Raw genomic sequence first — 17797 nt, forward strand, 5'->3', positions numbered from 1 at the left:
CGCCGGGACATCCCGCGCCGGTACACCCGGCGCCGTCCTACTGGGGGCCGTACTTGCGGCCCGTACGCGAGCTGATCCCGCCCAGCAGGCCGCGCGGTGCCAGCTTCGCGGCGCCCATCAGGGCCTTGTAGCGCGGGTCCGGGATCGACACCGTCTTCCCGCGCGCCAGGTCGGCGAGCGCCGCGCTCACCAGCTTGTCCGCGTCGAGCCACATCCAGCCGGGGATGTTGTCCGTGCCCATCCCGGCCCGCTGGTGGAACTCCGTACGCACGAAGCCCGGACACAGCGCCATCAGCCGCACGCCCGACCCGGCCAGGTCCTTCGCCGCGCCCTGGCTGAACTGCACCACCCACGCCTTGGACGCCCCGTAGGTGCCGCGCGGCAGGAACGCGGCGACCGAGGCCACGTTGACGATGCCGCCCCTGCCGCGCTCGCGCATGGCGGGCGCGGCGGCGGAGGTCAGCCGCAGCACCGCCTCGCAGTGCACCTTCAGCATGGCCAGCTCGTCGGCCATCGGGACCTCCAGATAGCGGCCCCTGTTGCCGAACCCGGCGTTGTTCACCAGGAGATCGACCGGCTGTCTGCGGTCGCCGAGACGCTTCTCGACCGCGCCGATGCCCTTGTCCTCGGACAGGTCCGCCCGCAGCACCTCCGCCTCGATGCCGTGCCGGTCGTGCAGTTCGGTCGCCTGCTCGCGCAGCCGGTCCGCGTCCCGTGCCACCAGGACCAGGTCGTACCCGTCGGCGGCGAGCCGCCGGGCGAAGGCGGCACCGATGCCCGCCGTCGCGCCCGTGATCAGTGCAGTCGTCATACGCGGCACGGTAGAGCATCGGAATCCGGCCGTCCCCGGCCCCCGGCGCCGCTTCCGGAGCCGGGCGCCCGCGCCCCCGGAGCCCCCGCGTCAGGAGGCGGGGAGCCGCGCCTCGTACGCGCGCGCCTTGCGCAGCGACTCGGGGTGCAGGGCGGCCCCGGCCGGCAGCAGCAGCGGCAGCAGGTCGCGCCGCGTCGTCACCGCCCTGAACTGCAGCTCCACCGTCACCTCGTGGTCCGGCCGGTACACGATCTCGACCGGGTCGCCCGCCCGCACGGTGCCCGGCGCGACGACCCGGAGGTACGCCCCCGGCGCCGCCGCGCGGGTGAACCGCCGGACCCAGCGCTCCTCGCCCAGATGACCGGCGAACGTACGGCACGGAATCCGGCCACTGGTCACCTCCAGGACCAGGCCGTCGCCGATCCGCCAGCGCTCACCGATCAGCGCGGTGCTCACCGCCAGCCCGGCCGTGGTCAGGTTCTCGCCGAACGAGCCGTTGGGCAGCGGCCGGCCCAGCTCCCGCTCCCAGGCGTCCAGGTCCTCGCGTGCGAAGACGTAGACGGCCTGGTCGGAGCCGCCGTGATGGCGCAGATCGCACACCGCGTCCCCGGCGAGACCGCTGCCGCCCTCGCCCTTCGGACCCGGGTCGGCGACCCGGACCGGCCCGTCGACGGGCCGCTTGTCGATCCCCGTCCGGCCACCCGGCGCATCGGTGTAGGAGACCGGAGCGGGACGCCCCGCGTTCACGGTCAGCACAGTCATCGCGGTCATACCGGAACGCTACCCAAGGCCCGCCCAAAGTCGCTTGCGAATCATTCGCGAATGCCCCAAGTGACGCTTATGCTTGAAAGGTGATCGAAGCCCGCCACCTCCGCGTCCTGCGCGCCGTGTCAGCCACCGGCTCCTTCTCCGCCGCCGCCCGTGAACTCGGCTGCACCCAGCCCGCCGTCAGCCAGCAGATGAAGGCCCTGGAGTCCTCCGCCGGGACCACCCTGCTCATCCGCACCGGCCGCGAGATGCGGCTGACCGAGGCGGGCGAGGCGCTCGTGTGGCACGCCTCCGGCATCCTGGCCGGGCTCACCGCCGCCGAGGAGGAGGTCGCCGCGATCGCCGGGCTGCGGGCCGGCCGGGTCCGCCTGGTCTCGTTCCCCAGCGGCAGTTCCTCGCTGGTGCCCGGCGCCCTCGCCGCGCTCAGGGCCGCGCACCCCGGCACCCGCGTCTCGCTGGTGGAGGCCGAACCGCCCCGGTCCGTGGAGATGCTGCGCGCCGGCGACTGCGACATCGCGCTCGCCTTCCGTTACGGCGATCCGGGCGCCGAGTGGGACGACCTGGTGGTGCGCCCGCTGCTCACGGACCGGCTGACCGGGCTCGTCCCCGAGGGGCACGCGCTGGCGGGCCGGGACGCCGTGGGCATCTCCGAACTCGCCGGCGAGTCCTGGATCGCCGGGTGCCCCCGGTGCCGCGGGCAGCTGGTGGAGGTGTGCGAGGAGTCCGGGTTCACGCCGCGCATCGACTTCGCCACCGACGACTACCCGGCGGTGATCGGCCTGGTCGGCGCGGGCCTGGGCGTGGCGGTGCTGCCGGCGCTGGCGATCGAGTCGGTACGGCCGCGGGGCGCCGTGACCGTCACGGTGGAGCCGGCCATCGAGCGCGAGATCGTGGCGCTGACCCTGCCCGACCTGGCGCGGGTGCCGGCGGTGGCGGCCACCCTGGACCGGCTCGCCCTGGCGGCCGCGCGCTGAGGGGCGCGCACTGGGGGGCGCGCGCTGGCGGCGCGTCGGCTGCCCGGTGCGGGGCGGGCGTTTGAAGAAACGTTTCTGTGCTGTGGTGCGGCGGCGTGGGCCGTCAGTCGTGCCCGTGCGGGGAGGCGGGGGCCGCCGCCGTGATGAGCCGGTTGCGGGCGCGTCCCATCAGCTCCTCGCGCTCGTCCTCGGTCAGGCCGCCCCACACTCCGTAGGGCTCGCGGACGGCCAGGGCGTGGGCCGCGCACTCGGCGCGTACCGGGCAGCGCATGCACACCTCCTTCGCGGAGGTCTCGCGGGCGCTGCGGGCGGCGCCGCGTTCCCCCTCGGGGTGGAAGAAGAGCGAGCTGTCGACCCCGCGGCAGGCCGCGAGCAGCTGCCAGTCCCACAGATCGGCGTTGGGTCCGGGAAGGCGGGAGAAATCGGCCATTGCTTGTCCCCTCGAAACCGTGATGAGTCGATGACCGCGTACAAGACCGTACATCTACGGTGCTAGTAGATGTAAATATGACTGATTGCGAATCTAGCCACAGACACCACTAAAAGGGAAGAAATCCCGCTAAATGGGGCACTCGCTACGCCAAAATTTCGGTTGACGGCTGGACGACCCGTGGCGCTCTGCTCCGTGAACGCTTCCTCACGTAGAGTGCCGAACTCGCTCTTCCCACCCGTAACTCTTTCGAGTGACCGTCGTTGAACGTGCGGAGGCGGTTGACAGAAAGAGCGATCGGGCAGGTGTCCGAGAGCGTCAACCGCACAGGTGACGACTTGTAACAGCCTGGAGGCTCAAGGTGACGCGCATCAGCTGCGGAGGGCGGTCATGACTTCCGTCCTCGTCTGCGACGACTCCCCGCTTGCCCGAGAAGCGCTCCGTCGCGCGGTCGCGACCGTGCCCGGCGTCGAGCGTGTGACGACGGCCGCCAACGGCGAGGAAGTCCTCCGCCGCTGGGGCGCCGACCGTTCGGATCTGATTCTCATGGACGTACGCATGCCCGGACTCGGGGGGGTGGAGACGGTCAGGCGGCTGCTTTCCGCCGACCCCGGCGCCCGGATCATCATGCTGACCGTCGCCGAGGACCTCGACGGCGTCGCGCTCGCGGTCGCCGCCGGCGCCCGCGGCTATCTCCACAAGGACGCCTCGCGGGCCGAGCTGCGCGCGACCGTCACCCAGGCGCTGGCCGACCCGACGTGGCGGCTCGCCCCGCGTCGGCTGCGGTCGGCCGAGATGGGTGCGGCGCCGACGCTCACCGCCCGCGAGATCCAGGTCCTCGAAGGGATGAGCCACGGCCGCTCCAACGCGGAGATCGGCCGTGAGCTCTTCCTCTCCGAGGACACGGTGAAGACACACGCACGGCGGCTCTTCAAGAAGCTCGGCGCGTCGGACCGGGCGCACGCGGTGGCCCTCGGCTTCCGCTGGGGACTGGTCCGCTGACGACACGCCCAGGGGCCCGGCGGCCCCTGGGCGGGGGGTGCGGCGCGAGCCGTACCCCGCCGATCCGGCGGTATGTGACGCTTCCCGGCCGATGCCGCATCCTTGAGACGTGGAGTTCCTCGGGAACGATTCGGTCGCGCGGAAGGGGAGGGCGCAGGACATGACTTCCGGCGCACCCGCTCATAACGCTTCGGTGCACAACTACGGAGGCGGTGCCACGGACGACAAGGGGCCGGGGCACCATGGTTCGATGCGCGACGACGGAACGACGGTGATCGGTGCCCTGGTGCACCGAGCCGTCGAGGGCGACGCGCAGGCCACCCACGATCTGCTGGCCCACGTCCACCCACTCGCCCTGCGCTACTGCCGGTCCCGGCTCAGCCGGCTCCCCGGTGATGCCCGTCACTTCGTCGAGGACCTCGCCCAGGAGGTCTGCGTCGCCGTGCTCATGGCGCTGCCGCGCTACAAGGACACCGGCAGGCCCTTCGAGGCATTCGTCTTCGCCATCGCCGGGCACAAGGTGGCCGATCTCCAGCGCGCCGCGATGCGCCATCCGGGATCGACCGCCGTGCCCTCCGACGAGATGCCGGAACGGCCCGACGACTCCCTGGGCCCCGAGGAGCGGGCGCTGCTCAGCAGCGACGCGGCCTGGGCCAAGAAGCTCCTGGCCAACCTCCCGGAGAACCAGCGCGAGCTGCTCGTGCTGCGCGTCGCCGTGGGGCTGACCGCCGAGGAGACCGGACAGATGCTCGGCATGTCGCCGGGCGCCGTCCGGGTCGCCCAGCACCGGGCCCTGAGCAGGCTGCGCGCCCTCGCGGAGCAGTGAGCCGCGCGCTGCCGTAGGAAGCTACAGAAACCGCGGGTGATCTTGCTCGTGGAATGAGACGCCTCCCGAGGCCGTTAGCATGGACATCCGCACCGATCAAGGCCATTTGGGGAAGGTGTCATGACTGCAAACGTCGACGGAGTGCCCGAGAAATTCGCGACGCTCGGGCTGACATACGACGACGTGCTGCTGCTGCCGGGCGCATCGGAAGTGCTGCCCAACGCGGTCGACACCTCGACGCTCATCTCGCGCAACGTACGGGTGAACATCCCGCTGCTCTCCGCCGCCATGGACAAGGTGACGGAAGCCCGCATGGCCATCGCCATGGCCCGGCAGGGCGGCGTCGGCGTGCTCCACCGCAACCTCTCGGTCGAGGACCAGGTCAACCAGGTCGACCTCGTCAAGCGCTCCGAGTCCGGCATGGTCACCGACCCGATCACGGTCGGCCCGGACGCCACGCTCGGCGACGCCGACGCCCTCTGCGCCAAGTTCCGCATCAGCGGCGTCCCGGTCACCGACCAGGCGGGCAAGCTGCTCGGCATCGTCACCAACCGCGACATGGCCTTCGAGTCGGACCGCTCGCGCCAGGTGCGCGAGGTCATGACCCCGATGCCGCTGGTCACCGGCCGGGTCGGCATCTCCGGCGTGGACGCCATGGAGCTGCTGCGCCGCCACAAGATCGAGAAGCTCCCCCTGGTGGACGAGGCGGGCCTGCTCAAGGGCCTCATCACCGTCAAGGACTTCAAGAAGGCCGAGCAGTACCCGAACGCCGCCAAGGACGCGGACGGCCGGCTGCTCGTCGGCGCGGCCGTGGGCGCCAGCCCGGAGGCGCTCGACCGCGCCCAGGCGCTGGCCGAGGCCGGCGTGGACTTCCTGATCGTGGACACCTCGCACGGCCACAACAGCAACGCCCTGAACTGGATGTCCAAGATCAAGGCGGCCGTCGGCGTCGACGTGATCGGCGGCAACGTCGCCACCCGCGACGGCGCGCAGGCCCTGATCGACGCCGGCGTGGACGGCGTCAAGGTCGGCGTCGGCCCCGGCTCCATCTGCACCACCCGCGTGGTCGCCGGCATCGGCGTCCCGCAGGTCACCGCGATCTACGAGGCGGCGCTGGCCGCCCGCGCGGCGGGCGTCCCGGTCATCGGCGACGGCGGCCTCCAGTACTCCGGCGACATCGGCAAGGCGCTCGCCGCCGGCGCCGACAGCGTGATGCTGGGCTCGCTCCTGGCGGGCTGCGAGGAGTCGCCGGGCGAGCTGCTCTTCATCAACGGCAAGCAGTTCAAGTCGTACCGCGGCATGGGCTCGCTGGGCGCGATGCAGTCCCGCGGCCAGGGCCGCTCCTACTCCAAGGACCGGTACTTCCAGGCCGAGGTGGCCTCCGACGACAAGCTCGTCCCCGAGGGCATCGAGGGCCAGGTCCCGTACCGCGGCCCCCTCGCCAACGTGCTGCACCAGCTGGTGGGCGGTCTGCGCCAGACCATGGGCTACGTGGGCGCCGCGACGGTGAGCGAGATGGAGAGCAAGGGCCGCTTCGTCCGGATCACCTCGGCGGGTCTCAAGGAGAGCCACCCGCACGACATCCAGATGACGGTGGAAGCACCGAACTACAGCAGGAAGTAACGCGACAGCACAGGTGAGGGGCGGTCCGGGGTTCCCGGAGCCGCCCCTCCTTGGCGTGTCGGGGATACTGGACAGCGCAGACGCAGAGGGAAAGGCCACATCATCGTGACTGAGATCGAGATCGGGCGCGGCAAGCGCGGCCGCCGGGCATACGCATTCGACGACATCGCCGTCGTCCCGAGCCGCCGCACCCGCGACCCGAAGGAGGTCTCGATCGCCTGGCAGATCGACGCCTACCGCTTCGAGCTGCCGTTCCTGGCAGCCCCGATGGACTCGGTGGTGTCTCCGCAGCACGCCATCCGCATCGGCGAGCTGGGCGGTCTCGGCGTGCTCAACCTCGAAGGGCTGTGGACGCGCTACGAGGACCCGCAGCCGCTGCTCGACGAGATCGCCGAGATGCCGGCCGCGACCGCGACCCGCCGCCTCCAGGAGATCTACGCCGCGCCCATCCAGGCCGACCTGATCGGGCAGCGCATCAAGGAGGTCCGCGACTCCGGCGTCGTCACCGCCGCCGCGCTCTCCCCGCAGCGCACCGCCCAGTTCTCCAAGGCCGTCGTGGACGCCGGCGTGGACATCTTCGTCATCCGGGGCACCACGGTCTCCGCCGAGCACGTCTCGGGCGCGGCCGAGCCGCTGAACCTCAAGCAGTTCATCTACGAGCTGGACGTGCCGGTGATCGTCGGCGGCTGCGCCACGTACACCGCCGCCCTGCACCTGATGCGGACCGGCGCGGCCGGTGTCCTCGTCGGCTTCGGCGGCGGCGCCGCGCACACCACGCGCAACGTGTTCGGCATCCAGGTCCCGATGGCGACCGCCGTCGCCGACGTGGCCGGTGCCCGCCGCGACTACATGGACGAGTCCGGCGGCCGGTACGTGCACGTCATCGCGGACGGCGGCGTCGGCTGGTCCGGCGACCTGCCGAAGGCGATCGCCTGCGGCGCGGACGCCGTGATGATGGGCTCCCCGCTGGCCCGCGCCACGGACGCGCCGGGCCGCGGCCGGCACTGGGGCATGGAGGCCGTCCACGAGGACGTGCCGCGCGGCAAGCTGGTGGACCTCGGCACGGTCGGCACCACGGAGGAGGTCCTCACCGGCCCCGCGCACACCCCGGACGGCGCGATGAACATCTTCGGCGCCCTGCGCCGCGCGATGGCCACGACGGGCTACAGCGAGCTGAAGGAGTTCCAGCGCGTCGAGGTGACGGTCGCCGACTCCCAGCACCGCCGCTGAACCCCCCGTACACCCGGAAGGGCCCGGACCGCGACAAGCGGTCCGGGCCCTTCGGCGTTCCGGGGTTACGAGCCCTTGCGCGCACCGCCGACCGCGCCCAGCGCGCCGAGCGCCAGGAAGAGGTACGTCTTGCCGTCGGCCCCCTCGTTCCATGCCTTGGTGAGCACGTCGAAGTGGTCGAAGAAGACGCTGGTCACCGACTGGTCGACCATGTCCGAGAAGACGACCGCGATGCCCAGGAGCTGGCCGAGGTAGACGGCGCCGACCGACAGCAGGGCGCTGACCACGGTCATGACCGGGTTGGCGCCGCCGGACTTGCGCGCGCAGAAGCCGACGAGGAAGCCGACACCGACGGCGAGGTAGCCGATCTGGTGCTCGAAGTTGCCGAGGATGAGGCCGTAGACGATCGCGCCGACGAGGCCCGCCCCGACGGCGGCCACCAGACCGAGCCCGAAGTTGTTGCCGCGGGCCGGCGGGGCCGGGGGGAACGGGGTCGGGGCGCCGAAGGGGGCGCCGGGCTGCTGGCCGGCGAACGGATTGCCGCCCTGGGGCTGACCGCCGTAGGGCTGGTTCGGCGGTGGTACGGACTGGCTCATGCTGGGTTCTCCCCCTGGGGACGTCTACGCACTGCTGTGCGAGGAGTGACGCCGCAGGCTAGCAGCAGGCTCCGACATCGGCCCACCGGAATCCTTGGGGGAACTGGGCTGACAGCCCGTCATCAGAGCCGGTGGGCGGCTCCGGCGGGGGTCGCGCCACGGGTGTCGAGGAGGAGTTGCGCCTTCACGGCGAGGCCCTGGAGGTCGTACGTACGGTGGTGCTGGAGCAGCACCGTGAGGTCCGCGCCGGCCGCCGCCTCGTAGAGCGAGTCGGCGCGCGGCACCGACCGCTCGCGTACCCGCCAGTCCGGGACGTGCGGGTCGTGGAAGCGGATCTGGGCGCCCATGTCCAGGAGCCGGTTGGCGATCTCGCGGGCGGGGGACGCCTCCTGGTCGGCCAGGTCGGGCTTGTAGGTGACCCCGAGGAGGAGAATCCGGGCGCCCCGGACGGCCTTGCCGTGCTCGTTGAGGAGGGTGGCGCAGCGCTGGATCACGTACTGGGGCATGCGGCCGTTGATCTCCTGGGCCAGCGAGACCATCCGCAGCGGGGTGCCGGGGACGCGGCCGGGGTCCATCGCGGCGCCATGGCCGCCGACGCCGGGGCCGGGCCGGAAGGGCTCGAAGCCGAAGGGCTTGGTCTCGGCGCACCGGATGACGTCCCAGAGGTCGACGCCCAGGTCGTGGCAGAGCACCGCCATCTCGTTGACCAGGGCGATGTTGACATGCCGGAAGTTGGTCTCCAGGACCTTCGTCATCTCGGCCTCGCGGGTGCCGCGCGCCCGGACCACCTTGTCGGTGAGCCGGCCGTAGAAGGCGGCGGCCGACTCGGTGCAGGCGGGGGTGAGGCCGCCGATGACCTTGGGGGTGTTGGCGTAGACATGGGTGCGGTTGCCGGGGTCGAGCCGGCCGGGGGAGTGCGCGAGGTGGAAGTCGCGCCCGCCGCGCAGCCCCGAGCCCTGCTCCAGGATCGGCAGCAGGAAGTTCTCGGTGGTGCCGGGCGGCACGGCCGACTCCAGGAGCACGGTGGTGTGCGGGCGCAGCCGGACGGCCAGGGCGCGGGCGGCGTCGGCGACGGCACTCAGATCGAGGGCGCCGTCGGGGCCGGGCGGCGTCGGCGCGCAGATCACGGCGGTGCGGACCCGGCCCAGCTCGGCCTGGTCGGTGGTGGGCCGGAAGCCCCCGGAGAGCATGCGGCGGACGTCGGACGCCGGCAGCGATCCCTCGACCGGGGCGCGCCCCGCCGCGACCTCCGCGAAGGCGCGCGGGTCGGTGTCGTAGCCGATGGTCTGGATTCCGGCGTGGACGGCGGCCTGGGCGAGGGGCAGGCCGAGGTGACCGAGTCCGATGACGGCGAGGTCTGCAGGCACGTGGGTGGCCGTCCTTCCCTTAAGACCAAAAGACAGAAAGCGCAACCGCTGTGGACAGCGCTATGTCAGGTTAGGCGTAAATATGACCTGTATGTCGCATTGTCGGGCCGTTGTCGTCCGGGTGTTGTCCACAGGCGGTGGCTGAAGTCGCGCGGCGCGGACAGAATCGACCTGTGGGCACGGGCGCCGAACGAACGATCGGGGCCGTATTCCGTGCCGGACCACCCCGATCCACCGGGAGGCAGCAGTGAGGACAGCGACACTGGGACCTGCGGAGCGCGCCGAGGCGCTCGCCGCCATGGCCGAGCGCGAACTGGACGTGCTGGTCGTGGGGGCGGGCGTGGTCGGCGCCGGGACGGCGCTGGACGCGGTCACCCGAGGGCTCTCCACCGGCCTGGTCGAGGCCCGTGACTGGGCGTCGGGCACATCGAGCAGGTCGAGCAAGCTGATCCACGGCGGGCTGCGCTATCTGGAGATGCTCGACTTCGCCCTCGTACGGGAGGCGCTCAAGGAGCGCGGACTGCTGCTCGAACGGCTCGCGCCCCACCTGGTGAAGCCGGTGCCCTTCCTCTACCCCTTGCAGCACAAGGGCTGGGAGCGGCTGTACGCCGGTTCCGGCGTCGCGCTGTACGACGCGATGTCGGTCTCCTCCGGGCACGGCCGGGGCCTGCCGGTGCACCGCCATCTCTCCCGCCGCCGCGCCCTGCGGGTCGCCCCGGCCCTGAAGCGCGACGCCCTGGTGGGCGCCCTGCAGTACTACGACGCCCAGATGGACGACGCCCGCTACGTGGCCACGCTGGTGCGCACCGCCGCCGCGTACGGCGCGCGGGTGGCGAACCGGGCGCGGGTGACCGGCTTCCTCCGGGAGGGCGAACGCGTCGTCGGCGCCCGCGTGGAGGACGCCGAGGCGGGCGGCACCTACGAGGTCAGGGCCAAACAGGTGGTCAACGCAACCGGTGTCTGGACGGACGACACCCAGTCCCTCATCGGCGAGCGCGGCCAGTTCCACGTCCGCGCCTCCAAGGGCATCCACCTGGTCGTCCCCAAGGACCGCATCCACTCCTCCACCGGCCTGATCCTGCGCACCGAGAAGTCCGTGCTCTTCGTCATCCCCTGGGGCCGGCACTGGATCGTCGGCACCACGGACACCGACTGGGATCTGGACAAGACGCACCCGGCCGCCTCCAGCGCCGACATCGACTACCTCCTGGAGCATGTGAACTCCGTGCTGGCGACGCCCCTGACCAGGGACGACGTCGAGGGCGTGTACGCGGGCCTGCGGCCCCTGCTGGCCGGTGAGTCGGACGCCACCAGCAAGCTGTCCCGGGAGCACACCGTCGCCCACCCGGTCCCCGGCCTCGTCGTCGTCGCCGGCGGCAAGTACACGACGTACCGAGTCATGGCCAAGGACGCCGTGGACGAGGCGGTGCACGGCCTCGACCAGCGCGTCGCCGCCTGTGTCACCGAGGACGTGCCGCTGCTGGGCGCCGAGGGCTACCGCGCCCTGTGGAACGCGCGGGCCAGGACCGCCGCCCGCACCGGCCTCCACGTCGCCCGGGTGGAGCATCTGCTCAACCGGTACGGCTCCATGACGGAACAGATCCTGGAGCTGATCGTCGCCGACCCGGCCCTGGGCGAGCCGCTGCCCGCCGCCGACGACTACCTCAAGGCCGAGATCGTCTACGCCGCGTCCCACGAGGGGGCGCGCCATCTGGACGACGTGCTGACCCGGCGCACCCGGATCTCCATCGAGACCTTCGACCGGGGCACCCGCTCCGCCCGGCTCTGCGCGGAGCTGATGGCGCCGGTGCTGGGCTGGGACGCCGGCCAGATCGACCGGGAGGTCGCGCACTACGAGAAGCGGGTGGAGGCCGAACGCGAGTCGCAGCGCCAGCCGGACGACCTGACGGCCGACGCGGCACGGCTGGGGGCGCCCGACATCGCGCCGCTGTGACGGGCCGGTGCGCCGGCCGGGCCCTGTCCCCGCAGCACCGCCGGCCGCTCAGCGCGGGCAGAACTCCGCTTCCAGCAGCCCGGATTCCAGGACGTCCGCCCCGGTCAGGGTGTCCGTGTCCACGCGGAAGGTCAGGGTGTGGCGGCCGTCGCGGGTGGCGGCGGTGCGGACGTAACTGCCCGCGATGCGCCCGTTGTGGCCCCAGACGGTGACCCCGCAGGACAGCCGCTCGGGGTAGACGCCTAGGCCGTACACCCCGTGCGTGGCGGTGGTGTCCAGCAGGGCGGCCAGTTGAGCCGGTTTCAGCAGCCGGCCGCCCAGCAGCGCCGCGTAGAAGCGGTTGAGGTCGAAGAGCGTGGAGATCAGCTCGCCCGCGGCACCGGCGATCCGGGGGTCCAGCTCGGTGACGTCGGTGAGCCGGCCGTCCCCCGTGCGGGAGTAGGCCCGGCCGTGCGGTGCGGGCAGGGTGGTGCGGCTGCCGGGTAGCGAGGTGCCGGTGAGACGGAGGGGGTCGATGAGGCGGCGGATCTCCGTCGCGTAGTCGTGGCCGGTGACCCGGCCGACGACGAGACCCAGCAGGGCGTAGTCGGTGTTGGAGTACGCGTAGGTGCCCGGCGCGGCCGCCGGCCGGTGGGCCGTCGCGGTGCGGACGGCGGCCAGGGCGGAGAGGGGGCGGGCGGTGACGTCGTCGGTGTAGTCGTACAGACCGCTGGTGTGGTCCAGCAGGGCGCGCAGGGTGATGCGGCGTCCGTCGTTGCCGTGCCCCCGGACCAGCCCCGGCAGGAAGCGCTCGACCGGGTCCGTCAGCCGCAGCCGTCCCTCCCCGGCGAGTTGGAGGACGACGGCGGCGACGAACGACTTGGTGACACTGCCTGCCCGGAACCGGTCCGCGTACCGGATGCCGGGCCCCGTCGAACGGTAGGTGTCGTGGGGCGAACGCGCCGGATCGTGGGCCAGCAGCGCGGCGTCGGGGGCCCCGCCCCGCGCCGTGAACCGGGGGAGGTAGGACATGGCGGGGGTGAGGTGTGATTCGCTGGGCACGCGCGCCGTTCCGAGGCCGCACAGAGCCAGCACCACCAGGGCGGCGAGCAGCGACCTCGGCATCGGCATGACGGTATGTCCCTTCGTCGGGGACATCATGGCGGAGCGTGGACCCGGCACCGGGAGCGGTCTCGGGGTGAGGGACAATGAACGCTCTGCCAGGGCGGGTTGATCGCAGAGGGGACGCATGTCGGAGGCGGAGCAGGCACGGGAGCCCCAAGGGGACAAGGGTGGACGTCTCCTCGCGGGGCGCTACCGGCTCGGGGAGGTGCTCGGCCGGGGCGGTATGGGCACGGTCTGGCGTGCCGCCGACGAGACGCTGGGCCGCACGGTCGCGGTCAAGGAACTGCGGTTCCCCTCGGCCATCGACGAGGACGAGAAGCGCCGTCTCATCACGCGTACGCTGCGCGAGGCCAAGGCGATCGCCCGCATCCGCAACAACGGCGCGGTCACCGTCTACGACGTGGTCGACGAGGACGACCGGCCGTGGATCGTGATGGAACTGATCGAGGGCAAGTCGCTGGCCGAGGCGATCCGCGAGGACGGCGTCCTGCCGCCCAAGCGGGTGGCCGAGATCGGCCTCGCCCTCCTCGACGTGCTGCGCTCCGCGCACCGCGAGGGCATCCTGCACCGCGATGTGAAGCCGTCCAACGTGCTGATCGCCGAGGACGGCCGGGTCGTGCTCACCGACTTCGGCATCGCCCAGGTCGAGGGCGACCCCTCGGTCACCTCCACCGGCATGCTCGTCGGCGCCCCCTCGTACATCTCGCCGGAGCGGGCGCGCGGCCACAAGCCCGGCCCGCCCGCCGACCTCTGGTCGCTGGGCGGCCTGCTGTACGCGAGCGTCGAGGGCTGCCCGCCGTACGACAAGGGCTCCGCCATCGCGACCCTGACCGCCGTGATGACCGAGCCGCTGGACCCGCCGAAGAACGCCGGGCCGCTGGAGGAGGTCATCTACGGGCTGCTCGCCCGCGACCCCCAGCAGCGGCTCGACGACGCGGGCGCGCGCGCCCTGCTCAACGACGTGATCAGCTCCTTCGAGCAGCCGGAGCGCCCCGTTCCGGCCCCCGCCGACGCCACCCGAGTCATGGCGCTGCCCAAGGGCGGCGCGGCGTCCGGCGAGGCCGGCGACGGCACCCGCGACCGGCTGCGCGGCGCGCTGCGCTCCGCGCGGAGCGCCCGGGCGACACCCGTGGCCGCGCCCGTCGCGGCGCCGCCCGTCCCGTCCCGGCCCGCCGCGGCCCCCGCAGCCGTGACGCCGTCCGGGGCCGTGCCCCCGCAGCGCCCGGCCTCCTCGCCGGTCGCCCCGCAGCGCGCCTCGCTCACGGACGTGGTGCCGCGCCGCACCCTGGCGATCATCGCGGCCGTCATCGTGCTCGCCGTCCTCGGCACGGTGCTGGCGCTCACCCTCGGCGGCGGCGACGAGCCCGCCGGCGACAAGGGCGCGAAGAACCCCGGCGCGTCCGCCCCCGCCGAGGCGTCGGGCGACGGCACCGCCACCTCCGCCGAGACCCCGCAGGGCGGCAGCGGCAAGGAGCAGGGCGGCGACGAACCGGGCAAGGGCAAGGGCAAGGACGACGACGAGCAGGGCGAGGACGGCAAGAAGGGCGACAAGGGCGACGACGACGTGCCCGCCGGCTATCACACGGTCACCAACAAGCGCTTCCACTTCTCCATCGCCATGCCCAAGGGCTTCCGCTTCGACACCACGTCGGGCCAGGGCGCCGGAGCCATCTACAACGTGGACGGCGGCTTTCCCCGCCTCCAGGTCGACTACACCTCCTCGCCCAGCGGCGATGCTGCCGCCGCGTGGAACTCGGCGCGGGGCGGGGTCGCCGCCACCAGCAACCGCTACCACCACCTGGGCATCCAGAAGGTGCAGTACAACGGCTACCCGACCGTCGCCGACTGGCAGTTCGAGCGCACCCAGCAGGGCCGGCGCGTCCGGGTGCTCAACCGGGGGTTCAAGGTCGACGACGACCACGGCTACGCGATCATGATCAGCTGCAAGGCCGACGAGTGGGACGGCAAGGAGTGCCGGACGCTCCGCAAGACCGCGTTCGGTTCGTTCGAGCCGAAGGACTGACGGGCCGTCGGCGGGGTTCCGGGGCGGCCGGGTGGCCGGGATGCGCCGACCCTGCCGCGCGGTGGCCGCTCGCCACGTATGGTGAGAGACCGGAGACCGTACGCAGCCGAAACAGACAGTCGATCGCACTGCGGGCGACTGCGATTGACAGATTCGTCGCGGATTCCGTGACCGGGGGACAGCGCGCTCTGGGGAGGCGTCGTGGACGACTACGCGGGTCGGGTGCTCGCCGACCGCTACCGCCTTCCGCTGCCCTCGTCCGACGCGTACGAACTCGTCGAGACACGGGCCTTCGACACCTACAGCGGGCAGGAGGTGCTGGTCCGTCAGGTGCCGCTGCCCGAGGTGGTGGACGCCGAGTTCGTGGAGGGCGACGGCGGGCCGGTGCCCCCGCCGCGCGGCGGACGTGCGGTGCGGGGAGCCCAGGACCCGGCCGTGCGGCGGGCCATCGAGGCCGCGCAGTCGGCGGCCCGGGTGCCCGACCATCCGCGCCTCGACCAGGTCTTCGACGTGTTCGCGGAGGCCGGTTCGCTCTGGATAGTGAGCGAGCTGGTGGCCGCCCGCCCGCTGGCGGCGCTGCTCACGGAGCGCCCGCTCACCCCGTACCGGGCCGCCGAGATCGGCTCCGACGTGCTCACCGCGCTCCGCGTCCTGCACGCGCACGGCTGGATCCACCGCAACATCACCGTGCGCACGGTGCTCGTCTGCGACGACGGCCGCGTCGTCCTGACCGGCCTGGCCGCCGGCGCGGCGGAGGAGGCGCTCTGCGGCTACGACACGGTGCCGCGCGACGACGACGAGGACGAGCCGGACGGCCCCGACACGGGGCCGCTGCCCGCCTCCCGCGGCCCCGCCGCGATCGAGTCCGGCGCGTACGAGTCGGACGCGCACGGCTCCGGTGCGTATGGCTCCGGCGCGATCGAGTCCGGTGCGTACGGGGACGAGGCCCGGCCGGTGCCGCCCGCCGGGCTGTCCGCCCCCGGTGCCGACGAGGCCGCGCGCGCGAGGGCCGGCGCGATCGCCGCGTACCGCGCGGGCACCCGTGCGGCGGCCGCCGCCCGCCTCGGCCAGGAGGACCGCGAGAGCGCTGAGCAGGACCGCCGCGCGCTGCCGCGGCCCCCGGCCGGGGACTACCGCGACGGGCCCGACACCGCGCCCCTGCCCGGCGGGCCGGTCGGCGGCCACGAGGACGAGGCGCCCGGCCCCCGGGGCGCCCGCCCGCCCGGCCCGGACGCCGAGTACGGCGCCCCCGCGCCGCCGCGCCCCCGGCCCGAACTGCCGCAGCTGCCCGGCGGCTGGGTCCGCGACCCCGACGCGCCGGACCCGTACGACGGCCCCTCGCCGTACGACGGCCCCTCGCCGTACGACAGCGTGCTGCCGCCGTACGACGCCCGCTACGACGACGAGGACGACGGCGACGAGGACGACGACGGCGGGCCGCCGCCGCGCCGGCTGCACCTCACCGGGACCTGGGACGACGGCCCCGCCGCCGGCCGGCCCGTACCGGCGGGCGGCTCCCGCGACGACGCGCTGCGCGCCGACGCCGCCCGCCGTGCCGTCGCCCCCTACGCGCGCCCCGAGCCCCCGGCCCGCGGCCGGGACGGCTACGGTGACGCCCCCTACGACGAGGACGCCCACGAGGCACCGGCCCCCCGCCGCGCCTCCTCCGGCGGCTGGGACGACGACGAGGACGACGAGGGCGGCTACCGGGGCCCCGTCACCGCGCTCGCCGCCGAACGGGCGCGCCAGGCGCGGATCGCCGTCGTCGGCGCGGTCACCGAGCGCTGGGCGCCCGAGCAGGCCGGCCCCGTCCACGGCAACTGGCAGCTCGCCCCGCCCATCGGCCCCGCCACCGACCTCTGGGCGCTGGGCGCGCTGCTCTACCGCGCCGTGCAGGGGCACGCGCCCTACCCGGAGGACAGCCCGTCCGAGCTGGTCCAGATGGTCTGCGGCGAGCCGCCCGCCTTCGCCGAGGAGTGCGGCCCGCTGCGCCCGGTCGTCGAGTCGCTGCTCCGTCAGGACCCCACCGAGCGGCCGGACGTCGAGGAACTGAGCGGCTGGCTGCGCTCCCTCGTCCGCTCGGCCCCCGAACCGGAGGCCGGGCTCGACGTCGTCACGATTCCCGCCGACGACAACGGGCGGCTGCCCGTCGTCCGCAGGCGCGGCGAGCTGGTCCGCAGACGGCGGGCCCGGCGCGCCGCCGCGGCGCGGAACCGGCACCGCGACGACCTGGACGACCTGGACCGCACGGCCGTCACCCACCACGAGCCCCGGATCAAGGCGTCGCGCGCGCCCCGCGCCCCGCGCGAACCGCGCGCGCTGCGCCAGGGCGGCGAGCCGCGCCGGCTGGGCCGGACGCTGCTCGTGCTGATCCTGCTGGCGCTCGTCGGGACGATCGCGTACGCCGTGCTGTTCATGCCGAAGGACGGCGAGGACGGCACGTCCGGGGCCGCCCCCGCCGGTACGGCCGCCGCCACGCCCCCGGCCTCCGCGACGCCCGACCCCGCGCCGAGCGCGTCCGACGCGAAGAACCCGGCACCGGCCAAGCCCTCGGGGGCGCAGAAGCCGCAGACCAGCCGGTCCGCCGCCGCGCTCGCCCCCGGTTACACGCTCCGCAAGGACGCCGAGGGCTTCGAGGTCGGCCTGCCCCGCGGCTGGCAGCGCAGCCCGGCCAACGCGGAGCGTCAGATCCGCTACGGCAGCGACGGGTTCAGCGTGCTCATCGTGCCCGGCCGGGACAGCGCGAAGGCCAACGGCAGCGATCCGCTCGACTACCAGCGGGACAAGGAGCCGGAGCTGAAACCGTTCCGCGACTCCAGCTGGTCGTCGGCGAGTGGGCTGCGCCGTACGGACGTCGGCCGACAGGCCATGGCGGAGGGCCAGTTCACCTGGCAGGACGCCAACGGCCGCGAGGTGTACGTGCGCAACCTCGTGATGCTCGTCGACGGGCGCTACCACATCCTCCAGGTCATCGGCCCGGAGGACGAGCGCGACCGGGTCACCGAGATCTACCAACAGGCCAGCGTCTCCTACCGCGTGACGGGCTGACGCACGGGATCTGCATCACAGTGCGGTCTCGTGGGCGATGC

General features: G+C 73.3%; 14 protein-coding genes. 8 read left to right on the forward strand and 6 right to left on the reverse strand.

Annotation, left to right across the window (positions count from 1 at the left end; genetic code table 11):
* Positions 1–37 precede the first annotated feature (37 nt).
* Complete coding sequence (locus DNK56_RS22720; RefSeq protein WP_111337603.1) at positions 38–811, reverse strand: SDR family NAD(P)-dependent oxidoreductase; 774 nt, start codon at positions 809–811, stop codon at positions 38–40.
* Positions 812–901: 90 nt separating this feature from the next.
* Positions 902–1573 (reverse strand): MOSC domain-containing protein, encoded by a 672-nt coding sequence (locus tag DNK56_RS22725; protein ID WP_111339480.1) that lies wholly within the window; start codon positions 1571–1573, stop codon positions 902–904.
* An 89-nt stretch (positions 1574–1662) separates the two neighbouring features.
* On the opposite strand from DNK56_RS22725, the gene DNK56_RS22730 reads away from it, so the two are divergent.
* Positions 1663–2553: a LysR family transcriptional regulator gene (locus tag DNK56_RS22730; protein ID WP_111337606.1), complete on the forward strand. Its 891-nt coding sequence runs from the start codon at positions 1663–1665 to the stop codon at positions 2551–2553.
* A 103-nt stretch (positions 2554–2656) separates the two neighbouring features.
* On the opposite strand, the gene DNK56_RS22735 is transcribed toward DNK56_RS22730, so the two are convergent.
* Positions 2657–2983 carry a WhiB family transcriptional regulator gene (locus tag DNK56_RS22735; protein ID WP_111337608.1) on the reverse strand — a complete coding sequence of 109 codons (327 nt, stop codon included), beginning with the start codon at positions 2981–2983 and terminating at the stop codon, positions 2657–2659.
* A 390-nt stretch (positions 2984–3373) separates the two neighbouring features.
* Between DNK56_RS22735 and DNK56_RS22740 the strand changes: the two genes are divergently transcribed.
* From DNK56_RS22740 to DNK56_RS22755, 4 genes are all read left to right on the forward strand, one after another.
* Positions 3374–3985: a response regulator transcription factor gene (locus DNK56_RS22740; protein WP_003948568.1), complete on the forward strand. Its 612-nt coding sequence runs from the start codon at positions 3374–3376 to the stop codon at positions 3983–3985.
* Between the two features lie 250 nt (positions 3986–4235).
* Positions 4236–4811, forward strand: a complete 576-nt coding sequence (locus DNK56_RS22745) for a sigma-70 family RNA polymerase sigma factor (RefSeq protein WP_111339481.1) — start codon at positions 4236–4238, stop codon at positions 4809–4811.
* Between the two features lie 120 nt (positions 4812–4931).
* A complete protein-coding gene (gene guaB, locus DNK56_RS22750) occupies positions 4932–6434 on the forward strand; it encodes an IMP dehydrogenase (RefSeq protein WP_111337610.1) in 1503 nt (500 codons plus the stop codon).
* A gap of 105 nt (positions 6435–6539) precedes the next feature.
* Complete coding sequence (locus tag DNK56_RS22755) at positions 6540–7664, forward strand: GuaB3 family IMP dehydrogenase-related protein (RefSeq protein ID WP_111337612.1); 1125 nt, start codon at positions 6540–6542, stop codon at positions 7662–7664.
* Between the two features lie 65 nt (positions 7665–7729).
* Here the strand turns inward: DNK56_RS22755 and DNK56_RS22760 are convergent, their stop codons facing one another.
* Both DNK56_RS22760 and DNK56_RS22765 read right to left on the reverse strand, forming a co-directional pair.
* A complete protein-coding gene (locus tag DNK56_RS22760) occupies positions 7730–8260 on the reverse strand; it encodes a hypothetical protein (protein WP_111337614.1) in 531 nt (176 codons plus the stop codon).
* A gap of 122 nt (positions 8261–8382) precedes the next feature.
* The gene (locus DNK56_RS22765; RefSeq protein ID WP_111337616.1) at positions 8383–9627 is read right to left on the reverse strand and encodes a nucleotide sugar dehydrogenase; all 1245 of its coding nucleotides are present in this window, start codon (positions 9625–9627) and stop codon (positions 8383–8385) included.
* 247 nt (positions 9628–9874) lie between these two features.
* Between DNK56_RS22765 and DNK56_RS22770 the strand changes: the two genes are divergently transcribed.
* Positions 9875–11581: a glycerol-3-phosphate dehydrogenase/oxidase gene (locus tag DNK56_RS22770; RefSeq protein WP_111337618.1), complete on the forward strand. Its 1707-nt coding sequence runs from the start codon at positions 9875–9877 to the stop codon at positions 11579–11581.
* Between the two features lie 48 nt (positions 11582–11629).
* Here the strand turns inward: DNK56_RS22770 and DNK56_RS22775 are convergent, their stop codons facing one another.
* Positions 11630–12691, reverse strand: a complete 1062-nt coding sequence (locus DNK56_RS22775; protein ID WP_111337619.1) for a serine hydrolase domain-containing protein — start codon at positions 12689–12691, stop codon at positions 11630–11632.
* A gap of 118 nt (positions 12692–12809) precedes the next feature.
* On the opposite strand from DNK56_RS22775, the gene DNK56_RS22780 reads away from it, so the two are divergent.
* Entirely contained in the window at positions 12810–14708 is a 1899-nt protein-coding gene (locus tag DNK56_RS22780; RefSeq protein WP_111337621.1) for a serine/threonine-protein kinase, read from the forward strand.
* A gap of 201 nt (positions 14709–14909) precedes the next feature.
* Positions 14910–17756: a protein kinase gene (locus DNK56_RS22785; protein ID WP_111337623.1), complete on the forward strand. Its 2847-nt coding sequence runs from the start codon at positions 14910–14912 to the stop codon at positions 17754–17756.
* Positions 17757–17797 lie beyond the last annotated feature (41 nt).

The sequence above is a fragment of the Streptomyces sp. AC1-42W genome, assembly GCF_003248355.1.
Classification (GTDB): Bacteria; Actinomycetota; Actinomycetes; order Streptomycetales; family Streptomycetaceae; genus Streptomyces.